This window comes from Syntrophomonas sp. UBA1041, from assembly GCF_002316705.1.
In the GTDB taxonomy this organism is placed as follows: domain Bacteria; phylum Bacillota; class Syntrophomonadia; order Syntrophomonadales; family Syntrophomonadaceae; genus DTU019.
The window spans coordinates 7,761-19,815 of record NZ_DCEA01000116.1; the positions used below are offsets into that span (position 1 = coordinate 7,761).

13 protein-coding genes are annotated in these 12,055 nt (G+C 51.8%); 12 read left to right on the top strand and 1 reads right to left on the bottom strand.

The genetic code is table 11. From position 1 onward, the window contains the following. The 12 genes from B2633_RS16915 to ytfJ all read left to right on the top strand — a co-directional run. Nucleotides 1–547, top strand: a 547-nt coding sequence (locus B2633_RS16915) for a SecD/SecF family protein translocase subunit (protein ID WP_483171848.1), incomplete at its 5' end; no start/stop codon positions are given. 13 nt (nt 548–560) lie between these two features. Then, nucleotides 561–1,400, top strand: a complete 840-nt coding sequence (gene secF / locus B2633_RS16920; RefSeq protein WP_481038014.1) for a protein translocase subunit SecF — start codon at nt 561–563, stop codon at nt 1,398–1,400. Between the two features lie 156 nt (nt 1,401–1,556). Beyond that, nucleotides 1,557–2,462: a cation diffusion facilitator family transporter gene (locus B2633_RS16925; RefSeq protein ID WP_481038015.1), complete on the top strand. Its 906-nt coding sequence runs from the start codon at nt 1,557–1,559 to the stop codon at nt 2,460–2,462. Nucleotides 2,463–2,480: 18 nt separating this feature from the next. Then, complete coding sequence (locus tag B2633_RS16930) at nt 2,481–2,843, top strand: lipopolysaccharide assembly protein LapA domain-containing protein (protein ID WP_483171849.1); 363 nt, start codon at nt 2,481–2,483, stop codon at nt 2,841–2,843. 230 nt (nt 2,844–3,073) lie between these two features. Further along, on the top strand, nt 3,074–4,366 hold the full coding sequence (gene lysA / locus B2633_RS16935; protein WP_481038017.1) for a diaminopimelate decarboxylase: 1,293 nt from the start codon (nt 3,074–3,076) through the stop codon (nt 4,364–4,366). A 212-nt stretch (nt 4,367–4,578) separates the two neighbouring features. Then, entirely contained in the window at nt 4,579–7,218 is a 2,640-nt protein-coding gene (locus B2633_RS16940; protein ID WP_483171850.1) for a CBS domain-containing protein, read from the top strand. Continuing rightward, complete coding sequence (locus tag B2633_RS16945; protein WP_483171851.1) at nt 7,202–7,825, top strand: site-2 protease family protein; 624 nt, start codon at nt 7,202–7,204, stop codon at nt 7,823–7,825. Before B2633_RS16940 ends, B2633_RS16945 begins: the two co-directional genes overlap by 17 nt. A gap of 13 nt (nt 7,826–7,838) precedes the next feature. After that, entirely contained in the window at nt 7,839–8,576 is a 738-nt protein-coding gene (locus tag B2633_RS16950; protein WP_481038020.1) for a segregation and condensation protein A, read from the top strand. After that, nucleotides 8,563–9,087 (top strand): SMC-Scp complex subunit ScpB, encoded by a 525-nt coding sequence (gene scpB / locus B2633_RS16955; RefSeq protein ID WP_483171852.1) that lies wholly within the window; start codon nt 8,563–8,565, stop codon nt 9,085–9,087. Before B2633_RS16950 ends, scpB begins: the two co-directional genes overlap by 14 nt. Continuing rightward, a complete protein-coding gene (locus tag B2633_RS16960) occupies nt 9,080–9,643 on the top strand; it encodes a DnaJ family domain-containing protein (RefSeq protein WP_483171853.1) in 564 nt (187 codons plus the stop codon). The genes scpB and B2633_RS16960 overlap by 8 nt, the downstream gene beginning before the upstream one ends. Nucleotides 9,644–9,695: 52 nt before the next feature. Continuing rightward, nucleotides 9,696–10,220 (top strand): DUF2953 domain-containing protein, encoded by a 525-nt coding sequence (locus tag B2633_RS16965; protein WP_483171854.1) that lies wholly within the window; start codon nt 9,696–9,698, stop codon nt 10,218–10,220. A 2-nt stretch (nt 10,221–10,222) separates the two neighbouring features. Further along, nucleotides 10,223–10,660 (top strand): GerW family sporulation protein, encoded by a 438-nt coding sequence (gene ytfJ / locus B2633_RS16970; protein WP_481038024.1) that lies wholly within the window; start codon nt 10,223–10,225, stop codon nt 10,658–10,660. Between the two features lie 87 nt (nt 10,661–10,747). On the opposite strand, the gene B2633_RS16975 is transcribed toward ytfJ, so the two are convergent. Then, nucleotides 10,748–11,947 carry a M24 family metallopeptidase gene (locus B2633_RS16975; protein ID WP_483171855.1) on the bottom strand — a complete coding sequence of 400 codons (1,200 nt, stop codon included), beginning with the start codon at nt 11,945–11,947 and terminating at the stop codon, nt 10,748–10,750. Nucleotides 11,948–12,055 lie beyond the last annotated feature (108 nt).

Here is a 12,055-nt window from a genome sequence, read left to right on the forward strand (position 1 = left end):
TGTTCTGGAAAAGCGCTCTATCGGCCCCAGCCTGGGTGCGGATTCGCTGGAAAAGAGCCTAAAAGCCGGCATGATCGGCATACTGGCCGTTTTCCTCTTTATGCTGGGCTATTACCGGCTGCCGGGTTTGATTGCCGACATCTCCATTGTCTTATACGGGCTGCTGGTCTTGGGGAGCATGGTCCTGCTCAATGCGGTCCTGACCCTGCCGGGTATCGCCGCCTTCGTGCTGTCCATCGGTATGGCGGTGGATGCCAATATCATCATCTATGAGCGCATAAAGGAGGAGATCAGGTGGGGCAAGACTTTGCAAGCGGCTATAGACGCCGGTTTTAAACGCGCCTTCTGGACCATATTCGACTCCAACCTCACCACTTTGATGGTCACGGTAGTCTTGATGTATTTTGGCACCGGCTCGGTAAAAGGCTTTGCTGTTACCCTCTCCATCGGGTTGATAATCAACATGTTTACCGCTCTGACCTTTACCCGTTATTTGCTGGGTCTGGCCTCTAATCTTACCAAGAACACCAAGCTATACGGGGTATAAGGAGGGGATTGCAATGATTATTGAACGCAGGAAAATTTTCTACATCATATCTTTAATATTGATTATTCCGGGAATAGCTTCCCTTTTTCTCAATGGACTCAACCTGGGGATCGACTTTAGAGGCGGATCCATCGTGCATGTGAAAATGGCTGCCGACGTAAGCGCCCCGGAGGTGCGGGAAGCCCTGGTGCCGGTAGGACTGGAACAATCCGAGGTGCAGAAGAACATTGATAACACCTATTTTATCCGCACCAGCGAACTGGATCAGGAACAGACCAAAGCTTTGATCAATGCCTTAGAGACCAGGTTTGGCGAGGTGGAATTGATGAGCGCCGAGAGCGTCGGGGCTACCATAGGCCGGGAACTGGGCCTCAACGCACTCATGGCATTGGGGATAGGCCTGGTCTTGATGCTGGTCTACATCTCCTTCCGCTTTGAATGGACTTTCGGAGTGGCGGCGGTTCTGGCCCTGATGCACAACGTCTTGGTGGTAGTGGGTGTATTCTCCATATTTCAGTGGGAAATTAATTCGCCCTTTATCGCCTCTATTCTGACTGTGGTCGGTTTTACCCTCAACGACACCATTGTCGTGTTTGACCGGGTTCGGGAAAACATGCGCAGCACCAAAAAGCCGGATTATTTGACACTGTTAAACAAGAGCATCTTGCAGGTGCTAAATCGATCCATCAATACGGTGTTGACAGCCGTTATGACCCTGGTGGCCTTGCTGATTCTGGGCGGCGCCACCCTCAAATTCTTTGTGGCAGCCATGCTGATCGGTTTTGTGGTGGGGGCTTATAGCTCTATTTGCATTGCCAGCCCCCTGTGGTACGAGATCAAAAAGGCGGCTTAGACGAAATCCGTTGACAGGACAAGTCTTTGTCCCCTATACTAGACCTTAATAACAACATCACTGCGTTTAGTCAGGCTTTTAGCCGGGCTCATTGAGCAGCGGAAATCCGCGGGACTTCATAATATGAAGTCCCGTTTTTTTAACGGAGGGTGGGCTGTGGACACACAGATCAAGACCAGAGCAGCAATAATATCCGTTATAAGCAACCTGTTCCTGATGACCGCCAAATTCGTCGCCGGCGTCTTGAGCGGTTCCATAAGCGTCATCTCTGAAGCTATTCATTCCGGCAATGACCTGGTAGCCGCGGTTATTGCCCTTTTTGCGGTGAAAGAATCGTCCAAACCCCCGGACGAGGAGCATCCCTTTGGCCACGGAAAAATCGAAAATATATCCGGGACTATTGAAGCCCTGCTGATCTTCGTGGCGGCAGCCCTGATTATCAAAGAGGCCATAGAAAAGATCAGATTTGGCGGAGAAACCATGGAGCCCACCTGGGGCCTGGTTATAATGGGGGTATCGACCGTCCTCAATCTGGTAGTTTCAAATTACCTGCTGAAAACCGGCCGGGAACACCATTCCATTGCCCTGGAAGCGGACGGCATGCACTTGCGCACCGATGTCTATACCTCCTTAGGCGTATTTATCGGGCTCTTGCTGATAAAAATAACCGGACTGCAGATCATAGACCCTATTGCCGCCATCGTCGTAGCCGGTTTGATTGTTAAAGCCGCCTATGACCTGACCCGGAAGGCTTTTGTGCCCCTTTTGGATACCTCCCTGGAAGAGCATCACCTGCAGGAGGTGCAGTACGTTTTGGCCGAACACCATTACCTCTATGTGGAATACCATGACCTGCGCACGCGCCGTGCCGGGCGCGAAGCCCATATCGACCTGCATCTGGTCATAGACGCCCGAACCAGCGTGCAGGAGGCCCATGACCTGTGTGACAGCATAGAAAAATCCATTGGCGAGCGGGTGCCGTTTTCATCGGTGCTTATCCATGTGGAGCCTGATGCTGAGATCAAAACCATTGCTGGAGCAGCAGGAAGGCAGGAATTTTGACAAAAAGAACGAAAATATATGCTCAAGGAAATGAAAAAACAGCGAAATGGGGTAGGAAGGATGCAGGTTTATTTAATAGGAGCGGTGCTTTTTCTGGCGGCTATGTTAACCTTTATCTTTCAGAATCCTGCTGCCGTAGAGATTCATTTCATCACCTGGAGCACACCGCAGATATCTCTGGCCTTGGTGGTTTTAGTGGCGGCTTTGGGCGGCGCTTTAATCACTTTTTTGCTTGACAGCGTGAGGTATTTCAAGATTGCGCGCACCATTAAAGAACTTCGTAACAACAACGGCACATTACAAAAGCAAATCCAGGATCTCCAGGCGCAAAAGGATAAGTTGGAAAAAGATGCGGCAAGCCCTACCGGGGTCACACCGTAAGACTTGAGCAGCAATCGAGGACGGTTTTCCAGGGGGACGGTTCAACCGTTCCCCTGTGTTCTGTGTCCGGATTGGGGCAGGCTCAACCATCACACTTGCCTCGAACCGTCAATATGATGATTGTATGTTGTATATCCGCGGGCCTTTTATTGACCCTTAACGACAGGAAATGATACAATGTTCACGATTTAGTGATTGGGGAGCTGAAGAGTTTGCATCTGACAGGCACCATGAGGATAAATGGATTTGGCAACTTGGAAATTGGCGGGGTAGATGCCACCAAATTGGTGGAGCAGTATCAAACTCCGCTGTGGGTTATAGATGAAACCGGCTTTAGGGAGAATTGCCGGGCTTTCCGCAACGCTTTCCGGGTGTCGGGCGATACCCTGGTACTGTATGCCAGCAAGGCTTTATGCAATACCGCCCTGTGCAAAATAGTGAATGAGGAAGGGCTGGGGCTGGACGTAGTTTCCGGCGGGGAATTGTTCACGGCTATGAATGCGGGCTTCCCTATGGAAAAGGTCTATTTTCACGGCAACAACAAATCGCCTGGCGAGCTGGAAATGGCGGTTGCGCTTGGAGTAGGGCGCGTGGTGGTCGACAACTTCCAGGAACTAAAAACCCTAAACCAGATCTGCCAGGGGCTGCAGGTAAAACAGGACATATTGCTGCGCATCACCCCGGGGGTGGAAGCCCATACCCACGAATTTATCAAAACCGGCCAGATCGATTCCAAATTCGGTTTCACCCTGCCCGGCGGGCAGGCTATGGAAGCGGTGCAGGCTGCTCTGGGATGCGGTGCGCTTAAACTTGTAGGACTGCACTGCCACATCGGATCACAGATATTTGAAATGGAGTCCTTCGAACACGCCGCCGAACTGATGATGCATTTCATGGCTGACGTTAAGGAACTTACCGGGCATGAATTCCAGGAACTCGATATCGGGGGCGGTTTCGGCATATATTATTTTCCCGGGGATGAGCCCAGAAAACCGGATGACTGGGCGCAGGCAGTGACTAAAGCGGTGCAGTCTAAAGCTGACCAATATGGCCTGAAGAAGCCGCGGATCATAGTAGAGCCGGGCCGGGCTATTGTCGGCCCTGCCGGTATCACCCTTTATACGGTCGGTTCCAGTAAAGAGGTGCCGGGGATTCGCAAATACATCGCTGTGGACGGAGGCATGACCGATAATCCCCGCCCTGCCCTGTACGGCAGCAAATACCTGGCAATGGTAGCCAATAAGGCTGTTCAGGAGGCCACAGAACAGGTCTCTATTGCAGGTAAATGCTGCGAATCAGGAGATATGCTGATCTGGGATGCCAGACTGGCCCCGGTTGAGAGCGGAGATATAGTGGCGGTTTTTGCTACCGGAGCCTACAATTATGCCATGTCCAGCAACTACAACCGCATTCCCCGGCCGGCCATGATTTTGGTCAAAGACGGCAAGTCCCATTTGATCCTCAAGCGGGAAACCTATCAAGATATAGTCAGAAATGACCTGGTGCCCGACTACCTTAAATAATATTTTCATCTGATACCGGAATAATGTTATAAATGAGATTTTTAGGCAGACCCGAGACTCCTTCAGCCGCTATGGCTGAAGGAGTCTTTTGGAGTCTGGAGTCACGGGTGAGTCCCCCTGATTGCGCCCCCGAAAAGGCTGCGGCTTCCCTGCGGTGCGTGTAATAGGGAGTTGTGATATAATGCATATATCTTGGGAAGGAAAGTTATGGAATGGAGATTATTGTATCACATACCGCCCTCGATTTTGACGGGCTGGCTGCCATGGTTGCCGCCAATCTGCTCTACCCCCAGGCGGTCAAGGTATTTTCCGGAACACTGTCACCCAATGTCAAACGCTTTATGGGCCTGTACAAAGACCTGATCGACATTGAGCAGCCTAATGATATAGACTTTGAAGCGGTTACAAAAATGATTGTGGTTGATACGGCCAATGCCAGCCGGCTGGATCAGTTGAAGGCGTTAGCCGCTCAGCCCGGGGTTGCTATAAAGATATACGATCATCATCCCCCCATGCCGGATGATTTGCGGGGGGAGAGCCGCCAGATACAAATGCTGGGGGCGACAACCACCATCCTGGTAGAGGAGATCATGGCCCGGGGGGTGGATATAAACGCCTTTGAAGCCACTATACTGGCTTTGGGCATTTACGAAGATACCGGCAGCCTGTTATTCAGTTCCACCACCGCCCGGGATGTTAAAGCGGCCGCATTCCTGCTGGAAAAGGGCGCCAATCTCAGTGTGGTAGCCGGTTTCATCGATCAGCCCTTATCACGCAATCAGCGCCGCTTGATGCAGGAATTGCTGAATGGCACCATGCGCTACCATATCAAGGACTACGATATCGTTCTGGCCAGCTGCCACAGTCGGGAATTTGTCAGCTTGGTGACTGTAACCGAACGATTATTGACCATTGAAAATTGTGACGCCGTTTTTGTGATAGCCAGCCAGGCCGGGAAAATTAATATCATCGGGCGCAGCCGCACCGTCAATATACCGGTCAACGAAATCCTGGGGATATTCAAGGGACGCGGCCACAGCAAGGCGGCTTCAGCCAGCCTGAAGGGACAGGATGACAGCAATATCATCCCCCTCCTTCTGGAAGCCCTCAAAGAGAAAACAAGAGCCCCGCTGGTTGCCGCCGATATCATGTCTTCTCCGGTAAAAACGGTTTCAGTCCATGTGACCATGGAAGAAGCCGGCAAGACTATGCTGCGTTACGGGCATACCGGCATGCCGGTAATGGACGGCAATCAAATGGTAGGTCTGATATCACGCCGTGATGTTGACAAAGCCCGCCAGCATAATCTGGGTCATGCGCCCGTGAAGGGCTTCATGAGCGCCCGGGTGATCACCGCCCGGCCGGATACACCGGTGAACGAGATTCAGAAGGCCATGATCAGCCATGATATCGGCCGGGTGCCGGTACTGGACGATGAAGCCAATATTGTGGGGATTGTATCCCGTACCGACGTCTTGCGCACTTTGCACGGCGACGACTATCCTGAGGACTACGAGATTTTATATACTGCGGCTTACAATAATGAAGAAAGCTGTTTGCACCTGATGAAAGAGCAGCTGCCCTCACAGATTATGACTATTCTGGAGCGTATCGGACAGGTGGCGGAAAATGCAGACTGCCAGGTTTATCTGGTAGGCGGGCTGGTGCGTGATCTGTTTCTCCGCGTGCCTAACTTTGACGTGGACCTGGTGGTGGAAGGAGATGGGCCGACTTTCGCCAATTTATTGGGTGAGGCTCTGCCCGCCCGGGTCAGGGTGCATCAGCGCTTCAAGACCGCCGTTGTGGTCATGGCGGATGGCTTTAAAATAGATGTGGCCACCGCCCGGGCGGAATATTATGAGTTCCCGGCCGCCCTTCCTCAGGTGCAGCGCTCCTCTATCAAGGAAGACCTGTACCGGCGCGACTTCACCATCAACACTCTGGCGATTGCCCTTAACCCTGACCACTTCGGGGAATTGATCGATTTCTTCGGGGGGCGGCGCGATATCGAAGAGGGTTTGATCCGCATTCTCTATAATCTGAGCTTTGTGGAAGACCCCACCCGTATCATTCGCGCCATCCGTTTTGAACAGCGCTACCGCTTTACCATGGAAGCGGACACTCTGCGCTTTGCCCGGGATGCCATCGAACGCCGCATGCTGGGGCATTTGTCCTATGGACGCATCCTCAATGAACTGATCCTGATTCTGGGTGAAAAAGACCCCTTGCCAGCCTTGAAACGTATGCAGGAAATCGGGGTATGGGCTTATGTATTCCCGGAGATCGATCTGGACAGGCTGAATTGGAACGATATGCGGCGCATCAGAATACTGCTGGGCTGGTGGCAGGAGCGCTATCATATCACCGGGGTGCAGGACTGGCTTGTTTACCTCATGGCGTTTCTGTCCACTCTGAGCCGCGAGGCCGCACTTCTGGCGGTTTCGCGCTATCCGCTTCCCAAAGCGGCCCTGCGCTGCATAGATGAATCCTTCCTGGCGCCGCAATTGGCCAGGGCTTATCAAGACAACCGGGATATTCCCCTTAGCACTATCGACAGCGACCTGACCAGCTGGAGCTGGGAGGGTATCATATATTTGCTGTTGTGCGTAAAAGACGAAGCCGCATGGGAAAAGCTGGTTTGCTACCTGGATCAGAAGGAACGGGTCAAGGTGAGTATTGACGGCCAAACCCTGATAGACCTGGGTATTCGGCCGGGACCGGTATTCAGCCAAATGTTCTCTGAGCTTTATAAGCTGAAATTGGACGGATTAATAAAAGACTCCCATGATGAATTGGAAACAGTCAGACAGTGGCTGAAGGAGGAACGATTTACCAATGAATTCCCTGGTTGATTTAATCATATATCTGCCCGCTATTCTCATCGCGATTACCTTTCATGAGTATGCCCACGGGCGGGTGGCCTATGCCCTGGGAGACGACACCCCGCGCCTGCAGGGCCGGCTCACCGTCAATCCCCTGCCCCATATCGACTGGATCGGATTTGCCATGCTTTTTATCTTCCATTTCGGGTGGGCCAAACCGGTACAGGTCAATCCCTATAATTTCAAGCATATCTCCATTAAACAGGGCATGATGCTGGTATCCCTGGCCGGGCCGGGCATGAATCTGCTGCTGGCCTTTTTGGCTTTAATTTTGATGCGTATCTTGATCCCTTTTCAGAGCAGTGAAACCGTTGTCATTAGTCTGCAATTACTGCAACCGCTGGTAAGCATAAATATTATTTTGGCGGCCTTTAATCTCATTCCCCTGCCGCCCCTGGATGGATCCAAGATCTTAGCCGGGATTTTGCCGGACAGCGGTGCTCGTTTAATGTATGGCCTGGAACAATACGGATTCGTCATCCTTATGCTCTTGATTATTACCGGAATGGCGTCAAAGATTTTTATGCCCATTGCCAACTTTTTGTATAAATTACTGGCCTCTATGGTGATTTTTTAAGGGGAGATAAGCCATGTCCTATGTGGTGGCACTGGAGGCTTTTCACGGGCCTCTGGACCTTTTGCTGTATTTGATTGAAGAGAGTCAGCTGGATATCTACGACATCCCCATCGCCCGGATAACCGATCAGTACCTGGCTTATCTGGCCGATACCGGCGACTGGGATCTGGATCGCCTGGGTGACTTTCTGGTGATGGCTTCATATCTGCTGCAGCTCAAGAGCCGGATGCTCCTGCCCAAGAACCCCTTGAAGCCTCAGCAAGCCGAGGAAAGCGAAGCAGATCCCCGCGAGGAGCTGGTGCAAAAACTGCTGTCCTACAAACGCTACCGGCAGGTGGCCCATTACCTGGCCAGGCGCGAGCAGGGGGAAGTGGAGCGGATATTCTATCGCCAGGCTGATGAAGTCCGGCCTGAGGAAGAGCTGGTGGCCGATGTTAAATCCCTGGTGTCGGCTTATAAGGCTTTGCGCGATCAGATCAAGCACAGCCAGCACCAGGTGGAAATACCGAGCGGAGATGTGAATATAGACCTCAAAATGAAGCAGCTGATGGCCATGCTGACCCAAAAACGGCACAGGGGCATGGCCTTCGGCGAATTACTGAAAACGGCTGCCAATCGCAAGGAGCTGCTGGGTTATTTCCTGGCCTTGCTGGAGCTGCTGCGGCAGCGCCGGGTGCGGGCGGTGCAGCCTGATCACAAATCCGATATTAGAATTTATCTGCAGGCAGGGATCAGCCATGTTGATGCGTGATGAAGTGAAAGCCGCCGCCGAAGCCATACTGTTTACGCGATCTGAAGCGGTGCCGTTAGAGGAACTGGTGGAAATTCTCGATGTGGGTTTGCTGGATTTGAAACCCATTATGCAAGAACTGCTTTTGCAGTATAATCAAGAAAAACGGGGCATACAAATTGTGGAGGTAGAAGGTGCTTATCTGATGTGCACCCGGCCCGAGTTCGCCGGCTTATTGGCCGGGCTGCACCCGCCCTTGCGCAAAAGATTGTCGACCGCCGCCCTGGAGACTCTGGCGGTAATCGCCTATCAGCAGCCCGTCACCCGCGCACAGATCGAAGCCATACGCGGGGTAAAGATCGACCGCATTATCACTATGCTGCTGGACAGGAATTTGATCGAGGAAGCCGGACATAAGACGGCGCCGGGCAAACCCGTATTGTATCAGACCGCCCCGGAATTCCTGAAGGTTTTCGGCCTGGCCAGCCTAAATGATCTGCCCGTTTTAGAGGAGGATATCCCCGATGTCTGAAAAATCCATGGAAGAACAGGTTAAGATAAAATCTCAGCAAGCCCGTAAATTAGCCAGGTATATGAGCAGCACCGCCGACCTGGTGGAAAATCAGATCCTCAAAGCCCAGGAACGGGGGGACTTTGACAACCTCAACGGCCACGGCAAACCGGTGCGCTTTGATGAAAACCCTTATGAACCGCCTGAATTGAGGATGGTATTTAAGATCCTGAAAGACAATGATTGCGCCCCTTACTGGATTGAGCTGGGCAAAGAAATCGATGCCGATTTCGAAAAGCACCGCGGGGGAGTGGAGAACTTCCGCAAGTATGCCGCCATGTTCTATAGCTCCAAACGCAACCAGCAGGCCCAGGAACGCTTCGAAAAACGCAAAGAGTCCATGTATTTCGAAGAGCGGGTCCGGCTGGAGCAGATCCACAAAAAAATCCTGGACTACAATCTGATGTGCCCCACCTTCCGCCTGGGACGTGAAAACATCGTGGTAGAAGAACTGATGCTGGAGGTTATCACCAGCATGGAGGCTTACATAAAGACCCTTCGCCAGGCCTTACGATAATTGCATAAAGACGCCCAGCCCGGGAATAATATGGTAAAACGGGAGATTATCCATGTGGTATCTCATCCTGGCAGCTGCGTTATTGGCCGGGCTGGCCGCATTCATGCGGCTTCCCTACACTGTCGATGTGCAATTTGTGTTCGAGGCTCAGCCGCCTTCTTTAGACATCAATATCAAATCCAAACTGAGTCAATTTAATAGCAATCATCATCTTCAAGCCGAGGAATTGGGCAAGGCCATTCTCACCGCGGGTGCGGGCAATTCATCTCCGGCCAAGCGCTTTTTGATGAGTCAGTTTCTGAAACAACTGGGGGTGCAGAAAGTCACCTGGAGAAGCTGGCTGGGATTGGACGATGCCATGCTGACCGCTATAGGCAGCGGCGCGTTGTGGGCTCTGAAAGGAGCGGTGATAAATTATTTAAGCCGCGTCAGTGTAATCAGAGCCTTTCAATTAGAAGTTAACCCGGATTTTTGCGCATTTCGCTGCTCTTCCCAGCTGGATTGCATATTCAAAATACGCCTGGTGCATTATATCTATATAATCACCTGGATGAGGTTCAAAGCGAAGGGAGAATAAATATGGACGAAGGGCATCAGTATCAACAGCAAGGCAATAGCCATCCCATTGAAGGCTTGATGAAAACCGCCATGCAGAGCATTAAGGAAATGGTGGACGTCAACACCGTAGTCGGCGATGCCGTTGAGGCCAACGATGGCAGTGTAATCATCCCGATTTCGCAGGTTGCCTGTGGATTTGCCGCCGGCGGTGGCGATTACGAAACCCAGGGGGGACAGCAGCAAAGCGAAAAACCGTTTGCCGGCGGCAGCGGCGCCGGTGTTTCGGTTAAACCCATCGGCTTTTTGGTAGTGCGCAGCAATGATGTCAGGCTGCTCTCCACCAGCGGTAATCATGTTGCGGAAAGGGCCTTGGATCTGATGCCGCAGTTTGTGGACAAGATTCAGCAGCTCTTCCAGAACCGCGGCTCGGAACAAAAACCGCCTGAGACTGTGCAATAACGAACCTTGACGGACGCAACTGGGTGACGGGGTGACAATTGGGACAATCTCAATTGTCACCCCGTCGCCACGCCCATTTAAGTCGTCCTAAGGCAGAAAACCGACAGACTCATCAAAAACGGTTAGATTCTCCAGTCCCTGCGGGGTGACTACCAGAGTGTTCTCAAGGCCGACCGCTCCGTCGGGAAACACAAATTTGGGCTCCAGCGCCAAGACCATGCCTTCCTGCAGCGGGGCCTGATAACCGCGTGCCATAACCGGCAGCTCATCTAATTCTATTCCAATACCGTGGGCTATGAATGCCACTGATTCGGGATACCCCATAAAATGGTCTCTTAAACCGTTTCTATGGGCGATCTGCACGGCGGCCTCGTAAACATCGGCACAGCAAACACCCGGTTTGGACATTTCTTTGACCGCCGCCTGGATTTCGGCAGCCACTGCGTAGGCTTTGGTCAGATGGGGCTTAAGCTTGCCGATGCAGAATATCCTGGCCTGATCCACCATGTATCCGTCTTTGACTCCCACATAATCAACCATAACAGGTTCATCCCGGATAATTATCTTATATCCAGAACCTTGCGGAAAAGATGGATTCAAGCCGCTTCCTCCGGTCGGTCCGTCAAAAAAGCTGGGGACCGCCAGATTCCAACCCGACATCAGATGACCATAGACGATTTCCGCATTAAAGCCGCGCATACGTATAAAACACTGATGACCGCCCTGCCGATACAGCGCTTCCAGCTTGCTGGCAAACTCGATTTCCGGAATCCCTTCGTGCAAAAACTCCTTTACATGAGAGAACATTTGGAAATTGAGCTGCGCGGCTTCCCTGATCAAATCAATTTCATAAGGGGATTTTACCCCTCTGACCTGGCGTATAAGGCCGCTTATATCGACTATTTGCACTCCTGCCAGCAGTTTCTGATAAAAGAACAGCAGATTAGCGGGAATAACGTCAAGCTCAAACCCGATACGTTTAGGTTTATGCCCCAACAAGGCTTCCACGGTTGCGGACATCTCTTTGACATTGGGGGAATCCCTGATATATTTGAGCTTCGATTCGCGGGTAGCCCGCACATAATTCTTTTTGACCAGCAATACGGGCTCTCCCTCGGTGGGGATAAACAGGTGAGAGCGTTGAATTGTACCTGCAAAATAGAACAGGTCGGCATTTTGAATAATAATGGCGCCATCCAGGTCGTGATTTCTCATTGCTTCCTGCAGTCGAATGGTACGGCTTTCCAACTCGGCACGAGGCGTTACGCGCTGTGGCTGATAAATCATTGACTATCCCTCCTCCATTTTGAGGCAGTATAGCAAATAGGAAAGCAACGGGTTTCCCCGTCCCTTAACAATTAAACTAATTAATACTTGTTGGAAAAAATGGCGGTG